The 16,917-nt window shown below is 45.5% G+C and carries 12 protein-coding genes; 6 read left to right on the top strand and 6 right to left on the bottom strand.

Annotated features, from left to right (window positions below; all coding sequences use genetic code 11):
• Positions 1 to 2: 2 nt before the first annotated feature.
• Together ASF99_RS13175 and ASF99_RS13170 are read left to right on the top strand one after the other, a co-directional pair.
• Entirely contained in the window at positions 3 to 1,733 is a 1,731-nt protein-coding gene (locus ASF99_RS13175; RefSeq protein ID WP_055969235.1) for a hypothetical protein, read from the top strand.
• A 156-nt stretch (positions 1,734 to 1,889) separates the two neighbouring features.
• Complete coding sequence (locus ASF99_RS13170) at positions 1,890 to 2,150, top strand: hypothetical protein (RefSeq protein ID WP_055969232.1); 261 nt, start codon at positions 1,890 to 1,892, stop codon at positions 2,148 to 2,150.
• 199 nt (positions 2,151 to 2,349) lie between these two features.
• On the opposite strand, the gene ASF99_RS13165 is transcribed toward ASF99_RS13170, so the two are convergent.
• The 4 genes from ASF99_RS13165 to ASF99_RS13150 all read right to left on the bottom strand — a co-directional run bounded on the left by ASF99_RS13165 (position 2,350) and on the right by ASF99_RS13150 (position 10,862).
• Positions 2,350 to 2,535: a hypothetical protein gene (locus ASF99_RS13165; protein ID WP_055969229.1), complete on the bottom strand. Its 186-nt coding sequence runs from the start codon at positions 2,533 to 2,535 to the stop codon at positions 2,350 to 2,352.
• 531 nt (positions 2,536 to 3,066) lie between these two features.
• A complete protein-coding gene (locus ASF99_RS13160) occupies positions 3,067 to 3,966 on the bottom strand; it encodes a hypothetical protein (protein ID WP_055969226.1) in 900 nt (299 codons plus the stop codon).
• Between the two features lie 153 nt (positions 3,967 to 4,119).
• On the bottom strand, positions 4,120 to 8,046 hold the full coding sequence (locus tag ASF99_RS13155) for an immunoglobulin-like domain-containing protein (RefSeq protein WP_055969223.1): 3,927 nt from the start codon (positions 8,044 to 8,046) through the stop codon (positions 4,120 to 4,122).
• 161 nt (positions 8,047 to 8,207) lie between these two features.
• Entirely contained in the window at positions 8,208 to 10,862 is a 2,655-nt protein-coding gene (locus tag ASF99_RS13150; protein WP_055969220.1) for an immunoglobulin-like domain-containing protein, read from the bottom strand.
• A 505-nt stretch (positions 10,863 to 11,367) separates the two neighbouring features.
• Here ASF99_RS13150 and ASF99_RS13145 point away from each other — a divergent pair.
• Positions 11,368 to 12,051: a hypothetical protein gene (locus tag ASF99_RS13145; RefSeq protein ID WP_055969217.1), complete on the top strand. Its 684-nt coding sequence runs from the start codon at positions 11,368 to 11,370 to the stop codon at positions 12,049 to 12,051.
• A gap of 107 nt (positions 12,052 to 12,158) precedes the next feature.
• Complete coding sequence (locus ASF99_RS13140) at positions 12,159 to 12,977, top strand: tyrosine-type recombinase/integrase (RefSeq protein ID WP_055969216.1); 819 nt, start codon at positions 12,159 to 12,161, stop codon at positions 12,975 to 12,977.
• Here ASF99_RS13140 and ASF99_RS13135 read toward each other — a convergent pair.
• Together ASF99_RS13135 and ASF99_RS13130 are read right to left on the bottom strand one after the other, a co-directional pair.
• Positions 12,958 to 13,791 carry a tyrosine-type recombinase/integrase gene (locus tag ASF99_RS13135; protein WP_055969214.1) on the bottom strand — a complete coding sequence of 278 codons (834 nt, stop codon included), beginning with the start codon at positions 13,789 to 13,791 and terminating at the stop codon, positions 12,958 to 12,960. The two genes, ASF99_RS13140 and ASF99_RS13135, sit on opposite strands and share 20 nt — an antisense overlap.
• Positions 13,788 to 14,222 (bottom strand): sigma factor, encoded by a 435-nt coding sequence (locus ASF99_RS13130; RefSeq protein ID WP_023469451.1) that lies wholly within the window; start codon positions 14,220 to 14,222, stop codon positions 13,788 to 13,790. The genes ASF99_RS13135 and ASF99_RS13130 overlap by 4 nt, the downstream gene beginning before the upstream one ends.
• A 327-nt stretch (positions 14,223 to 14,549) precedes the next feature.
• On the opposite strand from ASF99_RS13130, the gene ASF99_RS13125 reads away from it, so the two are divergent.
• Together ASF99_RS13125 and ASF99_RS13120 are read left to right on the top strand one after the other, a co-directional pair.
• Entirely contained in the window at positions 14,550 to 16,265 is a 1,716-nt protein-coding gene (locus ASF99_RS13125; RefSeq protein WP_055969211.1) for a hypothetical protein, read from the top strand.
• 75 nt (positions 16,266 to 16,340) lie between these two features.
• Positions 16,341 to 16,901, top strand: a complete 561-nt coding sequence (locus tag ASF99_RS13120) for a hypothetical protein (RefSeq protein ID WP_055969208.1) — start codon at positions 16,341 to 16,343, stop codon at positions 16,899 to 16,901.
• The last annotated feature ends 16 nt before the right edge of the window (positions 16,902 to 16,917 follow it).

Genomic DNA, 16,917 nt, shown 5'->3' with positions numbered 1-16,917 from the left:
TTATGAAGAAAACGATGATAGCTTTACTTGGCGGTGTTGCAATTTTGGGTGGGACATCTCCTGTCTCAGCAGAGGTCGATACACCCATGACGACTTCGTTTGAGTTATACGGACAGTTTAACATCATCAAAGGACAAGAACTCGTATGGGGATGGTCTTCTTATCAAAAACCGGAGCTGATTGATCTTTCTAATGGCGAACGTATTCAGTCGCTCCCTAATGTTGACTCGTCGATAGACGGGTTTGATGCATCCGATGATAAAAGTCTACGTGTTGCAATATCAGAAGGAAGCATTCATGTCTATGACGCCTTTGGATCGAAAATCAAAGAAATATCGACGATTCTCAATAAGGAGGAAGAAATTTCTGACTTCGTTGAGGTTCAGTTCATTCCGGATACGCATACGGTCATTTTACTAGCCGAAAATAGCGGGGATGGTAAGATGCTATCGTTTGACCTAGATTCGGAGCAACTCTTAAGCGTCCGAGGAACAAGTCAATTCGGTCAGATTTTGACGGCACGCGATCATGTAGCCATCATTTCTTCGTCAGATGCTAATGTCTATACATCCAATCTCTCCTATAAAGGCGTTATCCATGGAAAAGAAGAGGAAAGTATCGAAGCGTTTGATATGAATGATGATGGATTACTTATCATAGGAGAAAATAACACACCACAGCTTGATGTCTACGATTTGAATCGAGGGTTCAGAAAGATTCAAACGAGTGGACAGTTCGTGACGGGAAAAGACATGTCGTATAACGATATCTCAATCGACGAGTCAGGCACATTCATTGCAGTGACTTCTTACGGAAGCGGTCGACCGTTCTCGTTATTTGAACGGGAGACGGGGCGTCGTGTTCATACGTCCCTCGACTATGATCGGGATATTGCCTACCAATCAAAAATTGAACTTAGTAATGAAGCGCGCTCAATCGTCGTCGAAGGGTACAGCAGTACGAATGTTTATAGTGGGAAAGAGCTATACAAACGACTAGTCGCTATCCAAGTACCAGCAGCTCATCAAAGTGTGGACAGTGGTTCTTCTGAAACGTTAGCACTTGAAGTCACACGAGCGGATGGAAAAACGGTTCTCGTCAAATCTGGTGTCAGCTGGGCGACGGACAATCCAACGAAAGCCTATATCAAATCGGGAAAGCTGTACGGCAAAACACAAGGATCATACACCTTAAAAGCGACGTATGAAGGCTTTACGACGACAGTAACCGGTAAAGTCATGCCGCCGCCAAAGTTATCTTCGCTAAAAGATGTTCCGTGGTTGGAACGTCACCGACAGTCGCTCCTCGATAAACAGTCGTTCGAAGGACTACCGGTCCTCGCATCATCGTACTCGAAGCTAAAAGGAACGAAAGGGAGCATGTTCATTCCAGAAACGGATGCGAACACGAACGGAAAATGGAAAGGGAGCGTTCTCGCTTCACGGTATGTGCGCTACGGAGAGAGCCAGCCAAACCGAATTGAGTTGCTGACGATGCTTCCGGCACTTGAAAAACGCTCGATTTCAAAAGCGGAGATTAAATCTGCCTTTGGCAAACCTGTGACATCCGAGACGTATTCGTCTTCCGTACCACGTCATTTTTCAAAGTCCAATAAGACGTTCGCAAAGTATTCAGTCAAAAGTTACTATGAGTATCAATTAAAAAATCTATCCGTGGAAGTGTGCTTTGATAAACAAGATAACGTGAAGTTCATCACTGTGAGTAAGCGATAATATAAAGCGGTTCGTCGGAAGATCTCATCATGGGGTCTTCCATTTGTCTGATAACTGATATAGAACGTGTCACCTTTATACGTTTGTGCTCAGTACGAATAGCTGAGTAAGGAAAATAAGGCTAAAGAAATTACATTGATGAAGGAGAACAATCATATGCTTTACGTCATCATCGGAATCATCATTCTTGCGATCGTCTTAAGACTGACAGGACCAATGGGATGCGGCTGTTTCGTATTTCTTGTAGGCGGTGGCTTCATTCTTTGGCGAATCGGCTTGTTGGGATTCGTCATCCGCATGATTAGTGGGTTCTTACGTTGGTTGATCAGAAAAATCGTCTATTACTATTATAAGTTTTTTGGAGAAGAAAGCAGTGCGATTGATTGGACACGTGAATTGATTTTAGCGAGTGTTTAAAGAGCCGCACGATTTCGATCGTATGTAAGATGAACATTGCAGATGTTATATACAGACGAATTTTTCATCACAAATACATATTTTCTAAATTACTAATCTGAATTAAATATAAGCAGAAATAGCAAACGACCTGAGTTACTTTTGTACAAAGAACTTAGGTCGTTTGTTATTTTTCATAATCATACTGTATAGAAACAAATTAATTTTTATACTTTGTCTTATTTTGAGTGAGCATACGAAACTCGTATAAGAAAACGGAGAAAATCACGACAATCAGAATCGCAGCAAAGCTAGTTCCTTTCGGTAAATCGAGTGTGAAGATGACGATGGATGCGAAGAGGACGATCAATGAAGAAATCAGATAGTCTTTTTTTCGATTCGACATACGTTCACTCCTTAAAGGTCTGGCATATTTGATGCGTTTACAATATTTAGTATAACATATCAAAAGATTTAGCGTTTTGGCGATGAACTATGAACACGAAGGGAACTAAAGATACTATAAAAAACTGCCTGGACGCATGTCGAGACAGTTTTTTCATAGTATCTGACATTGGGAAGTGAATCAACGGAAGGGTAATAAGAAGACAAGGATACTAAAGATAATCACAGCCAAAGAAGGTAGGTAACGTGTTAAACGATTCATGAATAATAGCTCCTTTTAATTAGAAAATTGAGGAATTAAATTTGGTTTAAAACCAAATAATGTAACCTTCTTTAGTTTAAAGGAAAAAATCTTTAATTATAGGCTTCGATTAACTTTTTATGGAAACGTGTTTTTGAGTAATTTGTTTTTGATATGCTTTTTAAACAACTTGTAGATGATAGGTGACGTATGTAATCGCATATCGAGAAAGAAAAGTGTAAAAAGGAAACACGACGTATCGATGTCGCACTTCCTTTCTACTACTCCAATTTACTTATATTTTTTTCGAATCGCTTTACTGAAACCATCTGCATCACGATTCCCGACGACGTAGAAGTCAACGCTCGCATCTTTCTTGTACAATTTCTTATTGATTGACATCTTATATGAACCATTACTGCGTGGCTTAGCCTTACCAAGTAGTTTCCATGATTTGCTCGACTTATGGTAGACGTAAGCTTCGACACGGACATCCTTGTTCGACACAGATCCGCTTACAGTCCGAGTCGTGCGTGTCAGTGTTTTTGTATCGACGGTTGCTGCTTTTGGAATGAACGTCCGCACCGTGAGATCGATTGGATCGAAGTCGTACGAAATCGGATCTTGTGGCTCTTCTGTTGTATCGCCATCATCCTCTCCCGGCTCGTCTCCTTCATCGCCGTCGTCATCATCATCACCTGGTTCGTCTCCTCCATCGTCATCGCCGTAAGAAGCGGCACGCGTTACGTAATACTCGTCCCAGCCATCGTCCATTCCATCATCATCGCCTGTGTAATCATCAACGCTTACGACTTCAAGGAAATAGTTCGGTGTGACGTCAGAAGAGCTGTCTTCGTCCTCCTCATCATAGTCATACTCATCGGAATCAGATTGATGGTAGTCGTAGAAATCCTCGCCGATCAATCCTTCTTCGGGTAACTCGATTGAATAGTTCCCATTCGTATCCGCTTTTGCATGAGCGACTTCTTGGAGATCTTCTTCCTCTGTGTCATCCGACTGTAAGACGACGATGGATCCGGCAGGTGCCTTTCCTTTTAGGACTTCCGTCCGTGTATGGATGTTTTTCGTTTCTACCGTGAATTCGTCCGTCGCCGCTTCAACAGGCGAAAGATAGACTGCGCTACTGAGACCAAGCGTCACGAGTGCTGTCCATGTCATACTTTTTTTCATCGTTAAACGCCTCCTTTTTCTGTAGTATAGCAAGGAAATTACTGGATATATTTTCAGTTTTAAATGATAAAGAAATGAGATTTTAAAAAACATCAATTTAGCGAAAATCAAAAATCCCTCTGTACTGAAACACATACAGAGGGAAAAGGAATCTTATTTTTTTGCTGGAACCTTGATGAGGGATGGTACCGGTTTAGGCACGTCTTCGAACTTTGCGAACAAGACGACGAGGTGTTCGTACTTGTCTGGCGTTACGACAGCCTGATTTCCTTGAATCGTCACGATGTCTGGATGAGAGGATGTCCAGCCGTCAATGGATTTTGCTCCAATGCCAAGAACACCACCGTAACTTTTTGGCAGAGATGCTGATTTTCCTAATGTGAGTGAATCGACGATCGGATCGACGATGCTTCCTAAAAGATTGAGTAAGCCACTTAATAAGGAGGTGCGAACGTCTTGTGTAGACAACGATAAGCTGCTAGATGTATTTCCGGTTGCAGCTGAAAGTGTGAATGGGGCTATCTTTGAAGTCACTAGCACTTTACCTAAAGTTGTCATCAAACTTTCGTTACTAGACGACCAATTAAGAGGTGAACCGTTCAACGATTTAGGTAACTTTAAATCGAGATACACGTTCAGCGTCGGACTAGCAGTAGCGATGCGGGCGAGATCTTCTTTAAGGATCAAACTGAGATTTCCGGCAATCGTTCCATTGAATGTCTTACTTTTTAGAACGCCGTTTTTTGTGATCCATGCCGTCAACGTAAACGCCTGTGAAGAAACTGCTGGGATGATAGTACCTGTATTTGTGATGGCATTGGTATTACTAGAGGTCCATGTGATCGGTAACTTATTGACTTCAGTCGGCAAGTTGAGTGGTAATTTCAAATCTGTTAGTGAAGAGAGGGAGAGATCTTTCACTGCCTGATTTAGTTCCGCTTCTAGAGTCCATGGAACTTCAATTTCAGGAAATGATTTTTCAGCAGTCACACCATCTTTCTCTACTTGAACCGTGACGACAATGTTTTTGGTCGTATCGCCTCGAACGATGACTCCGCTACTCGATAATACACCTGGATCATCAGACGAGAGGGATAATTTTACTCCTGTAGGAGGTTGAATTACTAGATTTTCTGTTAATTTAGTCGGAATGGTGAGGTTCTTAAGATATGACTCTAATAGATCCCTGACAGATAAACCTGCCTGTGGAACCACTAAATTAGAGAAGGTTTTCTGTAATGTGGAACTTCCTTTTTTAGCGGTTATTTTAAGTGAGACGAGCTCATCTTTAATACCTGGAATGACGATTCCATCGTTTGAAAGTACATTCGTTTTGTCTGAAGATAACGAAACTTCAATTCCGGTAGGTGGCTGGATATTAAGATTATCATTGAGTAAAGAAGGAATTGATAGTTGATCGAGATACTTTTGTAATACTTCGTTATCTGTCAATCCACGTTTCGGTACTGAAATGTTCTCAAATTGTTTCGAGAGCGATATCCCATTTTTCGAGGCGATGACAGTAATATCAGTCGTTCGATCTACGATATCGCGTGTCAGGATTCCGGTACTAGATAACAGCGAAGTAACGGAGGACTCGACACTAACGGTTATTCCTGCAGGTGGATTTAATGAAAGATCAGTTTCAAGTGATTTCGGTATCGAAACACCATTCAAATAGTTCGTCAGTTCTTCTGTGACTGTCAGAGGACGTGCGGGTACTGAGAGATTTGAAAACATCCTCGTCTTTGAAACACCATTCAGCATAGCTGTCACACTGACCGTAACAGTTTGAGCAGTGTCTGCTTGTTTAATAACGCCTGACGTTGCGACAATATCAGGTTGAGAAGAGGTCAGGTATACAGTCATTCCTTCCGGTGCGAGAGGCAACTGAATGTTTCGATTCAACGGACTAGCAATCTCGACTTGATCCAAATAAGTATCGATCAAGGCATCCGGTAACACCTCTTGTTTTGGGATCGTGATCAGTGGAAACTCCTTCTTACGAATGATTCCGTCTTTTGACGCCGTCACCGTCACGGAGACAATCTGATCAGTCAGACCGCGTGTCACGCTTCCAGTATTTGAGAGGATAGCTGTATTTGTTGAGAAGAGAGAGGTATCGATTCCCGGTGTCATCGGGGTTGGCAAGTAATAATCAGTTGTCAAAGGTGACGGGATTTCGACCGTTCTCAAGTAATCATCAAGCAGATCGGACGTCGCGTTTTCTTTCTTTGGAATGGTCAAGTTCGAGAAAGTGCGTAATTTAGTAACGCCGTCTTTTGTCGCAATGACTGTTAATGAGACGATCTTATCCGTTTGACCACGGATGATTTGTCCTGTATTTGACAGGATGGATGTATTGGTTGAAGAAAGTGTCGTTTGAATTCCTTCAACTGTCGGAAGACTTACGTCACGCGTCAACGTACTCGGGATATCGAGTTTGTTCAAGTAATCTGCTAACAGTTCGTCAATCGCCGTATCTCGTTTCGGGACTTGATAGTTCCAAAAACTACGTGTACGTGTCACGCCGTTTTTCGTCGCCGAAACAAGAAATGAGAGGGATTGATCGGTCAGTCCACGTGTCACTTTCCCCGTCGACGAGAGGACATCTGGAAGAGAAGAGGTCAGAGAAAGTGTCGTTCCCGTAGCGGCAGGTAAGACTAAATCCCTTGTTAAAGGATTTGGGAATGTCAGACGACTCAAGTAATCGTCTAAGAATAAATCCGTCGCATTGTCAACTTTTGGGACAGTGATATTCGAGTAGAGACGTGATTTTTCGAGACTACCTTTTGAAGCCTTTAACGTGAGTGTGACGAGTTGATCTGTCAGATCACGGCGTACTTTACCATCCGGTGTGACGATTTTTTCGTTTGAAGACACTAATTGGAATGTTATACCTTCTGCTTGCGGTAACTGAATGTCCTTCGTCAACGGACTTCCCAGTTTGAACTTGTCGAGAGTAAAGTCAATCAGCTCCTCATCCGTCAGGTCACGTTTCGGAATCGTGACGCCCGAGAAAGAGCGCGTTTCTTCAAGACCATTCAATTTTCCGACGATCGTGAACGCGACGTCCCGTTCTTGATCTGTACGAGTGACTTGTCCGGTAGGCGATAGATTGCCGTCTGTGGAGCGAATGCTAAACGTGGCCCCATCCATTTGTGGCAACTGAATATTTTGGAGGAGCAGATTTGGAATCGTGATTCCTGAAAGCAATGCCTTCAGGATTTTTCGTGAGTCGTCCGGTGCTGGAGGCGTGACGACGTTACGAATCGTCACAGTGGAAGGCGCTGCATTTTGCGATCCACTTAAAATCGAGACATCATAGCGTCCAATCGGCAACACATTCGTTTCGATCCGGAAGTATCCTTGGCGATCACGTTTCAGTGGATACATCGATACACGGTCTTTATCGTCGATCAGGTACAGGTGATGTGTCATACCTTTTGCCGGATAGAGGATCCGACCGGTGACAAGCAGTCGGCGACCACTTTCAAATGGCGTATACTTCACGTTTTCATGTTTGACATCTGAGACGCGCAATGTATTTTTTCCGGCAATCAAGACATTTCGTCCGACGGCTGTGTACTTCACGCTTTTCTTTCCGAAGGACGCTGTCGTCGTCCGTGTCCATTTGAGTGGATACGAATAGCGCTGTCCACCAGCGAAAATCGTCGATAGTCGTTCTGGAAGGTTGGCTGATTGATTTTTCCCGACCGTCTTAACAACGGGTGGAAGAATTGATTTCGGATAGTTTTTGATCGTAACGTACCAGTAGGCACTTTTAGACGTTCCCGAAACATTTCCTTTAATTTTTTGTTTTCGATTAATGATTTTTTTATCGAAGCGAACATTACTCCACTTTACGGATCGTTTTACTTTTTTTCCGTTCGCAAGTTTTACACGAACGGTCTTCGGTGGAGAAAGAGGTTTGACCGCAAACACGTCACCGCCATAGTGAACAGTTGATGCAGGACGGTATACTTTTTTGACGCTGCTTGATTTAGCGGCAGCAACGGATTGAAATGAGGCGGGGAAGGAAAGCAACAGACAGAGAAGAACGATGAGACTCTTTCGCATGACCAAACCTCCCTAGAAAATGTAGTGTCCAGGCAAATGATTGGCTCTCAGGTGTTGAAATTCCCTTGTTGTATGTAGACAAGAAAAGTAGAAAAATATGCGATGAACCTAATGAGAAGCTAGGTTCACCGCATATTTAGTTTAAACAGAAACGCACATCATTAACGTTTTGAAACTTTGATAATGATTGGAACTGGATTACTAAATCCTTCGAAGTTTGCATAGAGGACAACTACGTGATCATAGTCATCTCGTTTAAGCGTCAAGTTATTTCCTTGAATCGTTACGAGATCCGGATGAGAGCTACTCCATCCAGTGATTTTACGTTCTCCGATACCCAGTAAGCCAATACCGCCATACTTGTCTGGCAGTGTGACGGTATCTTGATTCCCAGTGAGACCATTGAGGACCGGTTTCAGAACATCTCCAAGTAAGTCAAGTAACCCACCGAGTAGACCGCCATTAGGGCGTTGAATAGCAAGATTCAACGTTTCTGACGTCCCTCCAGATGTTGCTGTCAGTGTGAATGGCGTTGAACTAGAGTCGTTCAAGATGGCACCTGTGCTACTTAATAACGATGGTGCACTCGAAGTCCAAGTAACCGCTGAACCATTCAATGAAGTCGGAAGGTTGAGGTTGTAACCGACGTTCAGCGTACCGACGCTCGACTTGATTTTAGCGATATCATTTTTAAACGATAGCCCCAGATTAGCTGCGACTGTTCCTGCGAATGTTTTCGTTTTCGTGATACCACCTTTTGTGACGCTTGCTTTGAGTGTGAAGTTTTGTAAGTTCAATGCCCCTTTCACGACACCGTCGTTCGAGATGACGTCCGGATTGTTTGAAGTCCATTGAACCGCAATTCCTTTCGAACTACTCGGTAAATTGACGTTACCCGTTAAATTCAATAGATTCAGATTGATTGCATTCAGCGCAGCATCTAGCTCTGCTGAAAGACTGAGTGGCACAAGAATATTCGTAAACGTCCGCGATTTCGTGATGCCGTCTTTAGAGACGTTAACCGTCACAGAAATCGTTTTATCGACATCTGGTGGAGTCAGAATACCTGAGTTCGATAAAATATTTGGGTCTGACGCACTGATTGATAAGTTTACACCAGCTGGTGGTGTGAGCGACAAGTTCGTTGTCAACGGACTGCTAATTGTCAAACCAGACAGGTAAAGATCAAGTAATTCATCTGTCGTTGCATCTTGTTTTGGAACCGTTAAGTTCCAGAAATCACGTGATTTCGTGATACCGTCTTTTGTGACCGAGACGACGATCGAGACCGTTTGATCCGTCATACCGCGTGTGACGACACCTGTGTCTGAGATGACGCTAGGTTTAGTTGATGTGATCGAGACTGTAGCACCCGGAAGTGCTGGAAGGACGATATTTTTCGTCACCGGACTCTTGATATCGAGTTTATCGAGATAATCTTGCAACAGGCTATCTGTCGCATTGTCGACTTTCGGGACGAGGATGTTCGGGAAGCTCTTCGTTTTCGTCAAGCTGCCTTTCGTCGCGCGTAACGTCAAGTCGACTTGTTTATCTTCCATTCCGCGTTTGACGATTCCGTTGCTTGAGACGACGGCTTCATTCGACGAAATCAGCGAGAACGAGATTCCTTCAGCCGTTGGTAATGTGATATTCGTTTTGAGTGGATTGGCGATTGTGAAGTTCTGAAGCGTGAAGTCGATTAACTCTTCATCCGATAAATCTTTTCGTGGAACGAGGATGTTCGAGAACGATTTGCTTTCCGTCACACCACCGAATGTCGCCTTGATCGCAAAATTGACGGTTTGATCGGTCGCGCCACGCGTGACTTTTCCGCTGCTAGAGACAGCTGAGTTGTCTGAATCGACCGCGAACGAGACACCATCGACTTCTGGGAACTCGATGTCACTTAATAGGGGGTTCGAGACGTTGATGACGAGAAGTAACTTTTGAAGCAGTTCCCGTTTTTGTTCATCCGTTGGTTCCGTGATCGGTTTTTTGATCGTAATCGTGACGGATTTCGTCTTTTTCGAACCCGACAGGATGTAGACCGTGTAGTCTCCTGGTGCGAGTTCCTGACTTGTCACGTAGTAGTGACCTTTTTTGTCGAGCTTGAGATACATCTTCGTGCTCTCACCTGTCTTTTTATCCGTAATGACGAGGTAGCTCTTCATACCTTTTGCTTCATAGAGAATTTTACCGGTTGCCCGGATCTTTTTCCCGTACGAGACGAGATAGTACTTCTGCATCGACTGAACGACATCTGATACTTTCAGCTTGGCAGCCCCGTAGATTTCGAGGTTGCGTCCGACTGTCGAATACGTCAGATTTTTCGTACCGAATGAAGCTGTTGAGACCTTACTCCATTTGAGCGGATACGAGTAGCGTTGTCCACCCTCGAAAATCGTTGAAAGACGTGTCGGCAAGTTCGCTGGTTGATTCTTTCCGACGGTCATGACATTCGGAGCAAGTACCTTCGCTGGATAGTTTTTGACTTTGACATACCAGTACGCATTTTTTGATGTACCGTAGACATCTCCCTTGATCTTCTGTTTTTTTCCGATGTACTTCTTATCAAAGCTGACCTTACTCCATTTGACGGATCGATACGCATACTTCCCGTTCGAGAGCTTGACCTTGACGGATTTTGGATACGTCAATTTCTTCTTGGCATACTTCACGCCCCCGTAGTGAACGAGATACTTCGGTGAGTAGACGGTCTTGACGCTACTCGAAGAAGCGGCAGAAGCACCCAATGGGGTCAACCCATAGGACAGAATGAGAAGAAGACTCAGAACAATTGCCAACCCTTTTTTCATCAATACAACCTCCTCTAAATCAATAGACTAAAGTGTGCATGGATGAACGTGCATCTCAGGTGTATAAAATAAAATTACCCTTTTATTATGGAAAATATGTAATATTTTTAACATAATTATATTAAATGGTATTTATTAGGCATCTAATATAGGTCAATTGACCTGAATCATTGGTATAGGTTAGTTTAAAACATGTAATTAATATTCAACAATTTAAGGAACATATACTCATAAAGTTTCAACGAATAGTAATTTTGGTCTAAATTTCAAATATATGACATACTTGTTTCTTTTATTTTCAAAAAGTACTAAATTCGGTCATCCAGTGTATGAATTGAGTGTTATTTCGAAATGAAGGTCATGAAAAAATGATAAAAATTGAATAAAAATGTAAAAATAAAAACTAAAAAGGAAAAATAGATAGAAAAAACCATTAAATCCATTATAATGAGATGAGGTATGAATGATGCATTCATGAAATGAATAGAAGAAAGAGGATGATTGAATGAAACGCATGACAACAACGGTACTTGCAGCAATGATCGCAGGCGCGACAGTATGTGCTGGAAGTGCATCGGCTGCTACGAAAGAGGAAACGAAGTATACGACGCAGTACACGAACTTAAAGACTGGTATGACGATGACGGAAGTAGCAAAAATCTTATACGGTAAAGATTACAAAAAACAACTGGTGAAGAAGAGTGGCAGTACGGTTTTGAAGAAACAGGCCGAGTCGACGGAAATCTCGTACGGTCAAAAAACGAAGTTCTACTACTTCACGAATGGCAAGAACGGAGATAGCGATACGTCACTCATCTTCATGACGAAAAAGAATAGTTCGGTCTATCGGTTGATCGGAAAATCGTTTGATATTTATCGTGAAAATACGAAGTCTGCCGCACGTGAAAGCACACGTAAGCTGGCAAAGGGCGCAAAGGTTAAAAAAGGAATGACAGCGAAGCAACTCGATGCGATTCTTTCTGGAACAGGACTTGGGGAGTGGACAGGAATCGAGGCGACGGATTGGTCGTCTATTCAATCGAAAGCGGACCTCGCTGCGATCGGTGCAGAGAAGTCATCTTATAAGACGTATGTTTTCCCGACTTCGACGGGTGGACGGAAGATGGTCCTCATGAGTTACGACTATAAGAAAAAAACCTTCAAAGTCGCAGATCATATGTCACTATGAATACATACAGGAGTCCATCTAGCAAAAGATGGACTCCTGTTGTCTAAGCAGGTCAGAAACTGATGCAATTGAGCAGATGAAACTACTTGGCTGAAGGAGGAATTCCCATGCAACACGACGAGTACTTGCACGAATATCTCATCTCACACCCGACGTTCGCAAAACCGACGATCAAAGCCTACCGTAGTGACGTCCGGCATATGGAACGTGCCGGTGTCTCGTGGTCGATCGCATCGCTCCAGCACTACTTCGATCAGATGCGTCTGAGCTATCAGCCGTCGACGATCCTGCGGCGGTTCCATGCCTTGCGCTCACTCGGGAATGTGCTTGTCCGAGCCGGGAGGTTGCAAAGGAATCCACTGCATGACGTGTCACCGATCACACATCAACGTTTTCCGGATGAGACCTATCATGACTTACAGGAGGGGCTGTCAATCGTCCGCAGCATCGAAGACCCGATGTACCGTTTGTTTTTCGAGGTGATTTGCCAGACCGGTCTCCGCTTCACTGAAGCACGCCTGTTATCCGTTACGGATATCGATTTCAAGACGCATACGCTATTCGTCCGCTACGGCAAGGGACGTCGTCTGCGGACGATTCCGATCGGGATGATGCTGTCGCATCGTCTCCTACATTTCCTCGGTGAGCGCAAAGAGGGCATTCTGTTTCAGTCCGTGACCGGACGCCATCTGCATGAACAGACGGCGCGTCTCATTCTCCGTGATGCAGCCTTGCGCTTGAGCGGTGCACCTCTCCGCCCGCATGCGCTCCGGATCGCATATGCGACCTATCTGCATCATGAAGGAGGTTGTACGATCGTTGAGATTCAGCGCTTACTCGGTCATGCGCATCCGACGACGACCGTCGGCTATATCCGGAGTCGTACGAACCGAATCCGGGAGGTCCTCAATACGTTGTCGGCTTGAGTCGGTTGACCGAGGCACGATCGATGTCGCTTGAAGGCAAGATATAGTGTTGGGTCGTCCGGACGTCCCGGTGACCGAGTAGACGCATGATCGTCAATACGTCCGTCTCATGTTCGTGGTAGAGCGTGGTCGCAAAGGTCACCCGAAGATCGTGCGGACGGAGAATCCGACCGAGCTGTGTCAGACTCGCTTCGCGTAACGTCGACCGAATCCGTTCAGCCGGGAAGCGACGACCCGTCTCCGTTGAAAACAATTCCTGCGAAGGGATGGATGTTGTCTCAAGATAACGCAATAAGACGCGATGCAATTCGTCATGTAACGGCAGGTGACGCATGCGTCCTCCTTTTCCGTGACGAACGAATAGTTGCTTGGTGTCCCAATCGATATCCGTCAGGCGTAAAGCATGTGCCTCGGCGAAACGAAGTCCCGTATGGAGCAGTAAGAAACAGAACGCGTAGATGGTCTCGTCCGTAATCCGTTCGAGGACGGACCGAACCTCATCGTACGAAAAGCGGGGGCGTCGACGGGCAATCGGAGGATGACGTTTCGTTTGCGCGAGGGGATTGTGTGCTAAGGCGCGTTCAGTGACGAGTTGGTCGAACAGTGTCGACAGGGCGTGGAGACGACGGGCGACAGTCGTCGAAGCATACGACGTTCGCAGTAAGGTGCCGTACCGTTGCATCGAAGGAACATCGATTCGGGTCACGTTGCGACACAGATGACGGACGTCGCTGCGGTAAGCTTTTTTCGTCAATGGACTGTAGGGTCCTTGTTCGATCAACGTTAATAATCGTTCTTCATAGAACACCATCATCCGAGCAAATACTCGACTTTCTTACGGAGTTCGGATTTCAAGGACCGGAGCCGGGCGTGCGAATATCCGAGCGTCTCTTCCGTCCCGTTCATCAAGGATTCAAGGAACGTGAACTCCGTCGCCGATAAGTCTCGCTTGAGTTCATTCATCAGGTAGGTGAACGACAGGTGCGGGGTACGCGGGCGTTCCGGTAAAGCGTCGGAGACGACTTCTGTTGCGAGCGTCCGGTTACGGGTCGCCAGGTAATCGAGCATCGCGCCTTTCGCGCGAATCCGAACGAAAGTGACGGTTAACGTCTTGCCATCCTCGATCGATTTCCAGAGTCGGAGCAAAGCGGCTTGCCGGCATTCATCTTGTTCATTTGGGTGGATCGACAGGCGAGAGAGCAGGGAGTTGATGAGGGGGAGCCAGTTGCGAAGAAGTTCATTCATCGGAGGGAGTCCTTTGACGAGATATGCATATCTGCTATGTATTCCGCGGTAGTTTCAGTATAAGTAGAGTTATCCTCGGCTTTCAACGTCACTTTTTTGAATCGTGCCAACGGTTTTCTCATCTTTTACGATACGTTCACTCTTAAATACAGAAAAAATCCTCTTCATTAATCGAGAAAAACCGCATGAAATCAGACGGCTGTATCGGATAACTCTACTTATCCTCGGACGTGTTCGAAAAAAGATTTATTTTTGGAAAAAGAAGGCAAATGTTGAGAATTTCATTATACTTATGAATAAGACGCCACTAAAAAGGAGAAACTACATATGAAAAAATTGATCGTCGGTCTTGCTGCGACCGTATTGTATTCTGCAACGTCGATCCATTCGTCGGCAGAAGTCAAAATTCCGTTCGTCACGTCACTCACTCCTTCATCTGCTTTTCAAGTCGTACCGGATGAGTCGCGTGTCTGGCGCTGGGGAACTTATGAAGCACCGCGACTCTTTGATTTCGAGCAAGCGCGTGATTTGCAGGTGCTATCGACTGAAGAAGGAGCACCGGTACAAGACTTTACAGTTTCGGACGATCAACAACGATTCGTCTTTGTGAAGGATCAAGTGCTTGAGGTACGTGACGCGACAGGAAACGTGCTACACGTCATCGACCAGATCAAGACACCTGCAGGAACGCTCCAGTCGTTCACTCGTGCTCGCTTCTTCCCAGACTCACATCTCCTTGCTGTGAGCGCGAAACAAGAGGGGGTCGAGCAGACAGCCGTCTACGATTTAGATTCAGCAACCGTTCGTTTTGTCCAGGAGACGACAGGAGCAAAAGCGATCCGGACGTCGACTGCTTATTTAGCGATCATCCGCGCGACAAGCGTTGACGTCTACGAGAAAGACGGAACGCTCGCAAAACGTCTCACGCATCCATCCGGCTACGCCGCCTATGAGATGGGACGCGAGGGCACACTCGTACTCGCGAAGGCGAATGACCGCCGTCTATATGTCTATGATGGAGCACATCAATTCAAGGAAAGTACCTCCTCGCAGTTCATCACGGGGATGACCGGAACGTATAAAGATATCGCGGTCGACGAAAGTGGGAAGTTCATCGGTGCCTTGTATACGGGACGGGACGGTTACTTCGCCTTGTTTGAGAAAAACGGTCACCGGATCGAGACATCGCTGGATCGGGATGATTCCGTCAGTTACTCGTCGGTGCTCGGCATGACGAAAGGAGCCCGCTACCTTATCGCGAATGCCGATGGTGGTGAGCGGACGAACATGTACGATGGTCGCCTGCTCGTCGAGCGACCGGTCGCGCTTTCGATCCCGTCTTCCTTCAAGGAAGTGAAGGTCGGATCACCTGAGCCGCTTCTTCTCAATGTCACGCAAGCAGACGGCAAGAAAAAACAAGTCGCGGCAAAAGTGAAGTGGGTCTCGGATCAGCCGACGATCGCGAGCGTCTCGTCCGGAAAACTGTATGGGAAAAAAGCAGGAGCCTACACGTTACGAGCATCCTACGGAGGCTACACTGCGACACTCAAAGGAAAAGTCATCCCGTTACCGAAGCTCTCGACTGTCTCCGACAGCAGTTGGTTGAAACGTCAAAAGCAGGCGATGCAAGAGAAGCAAGGGTTTGAAGGATCACCACGCGTCGGAGCTAGTTATGTCTCGTGGACAGGTACGTCCGGTAGCCTCGTTCAAACAGAAGAAAAGGTTCTCAACGGAAAGTGGAAAGGTCGTCACTTTGTAGCCCGTTATCCGCGCTTCGGCAGTCAAATCGACCGAATTGATCTCGTCACGCTCGCACCATCGCTTGAGAAACGGACGCTGACGAAAGCAGAAGTCAGCGCCGTGTTCGGGAAACCAACGTTCAAGGAAACGTATGCGACGTCCTACTCGCAACGCGTCGTCGAAGGCAAAACGACGCGCGCGACGTACGCGATTCGCAGCGTCTACGAATATCGGATCGGACAAGTGACGTGCCAGTTCGCCTTTGACGCGAAAGGAACGGCACGGTTGATTCATGTGAATTAAACAGATGGATGGATTTGGAAAAATGAAGGAGTTGTGTTAGGGTAACGGTAATCCACGACAAAGGAGGAACATCGAATGAAATGGATGAAAGGATGTATGGCACTACTACTAGTGCTTGTATTACTTGTTCCAATGACGGTTGATGCGAAAACGATGTCGAATGCCGCGTACTTGAAAAAACAATTCGCAGCAGCAGAAAAAGGAACCTTGATTGATGCAAAGGCAAAGCTGTATGATCGTTTCACGATTAAAGGAAAGGACGCCAGCTATGGGGTCGATCAGACCGATTGTTGTGTCTTCGGGAAGTTGAAAGGAACGTATCTGTATTCCGATTTTCGGTTTAGTGCGAAGTACCCGGAGCATGTCGGAGTCTTGATGACGTTACCGCAGCTCAACGACCGTAAAATTAAGCTGAGTGAGGTCAAACAGGCACTCGGGAAACCGAGTCAACACGAAACGCTACAAAAGGATGAAGTCCCAGCAAAGATGAGCTTCCAAATTAAAAAAGAAGAATATCTCCGATTCGAACAAAAGGGTACGTACTATTACAACGTAAGTAAAAAAGCCTTACTTTGGTTTGACTATGATACTAAAGGCTATGTCCGCGCATTTGGTGTTTCAGCGACGGATCGATGAAGGAGAGTACGCAATA

The sequence above is a fragment of the Exiguobacterium sp. Leaf187 genome, assembly GCF_001423925.1.
Classification (GTDB): domain Bacteria; phylum Bacillota; class Bacilli; order Exiguobacteriales; family Exiguobacteriaceae; genus Exiguobacterium_A; species Exiguobacterium_A indicum.
Note: the sequence above shows the minus strand (reverse complement) of the source record. Positions and strands in the feature narration are given on the sequence as shown.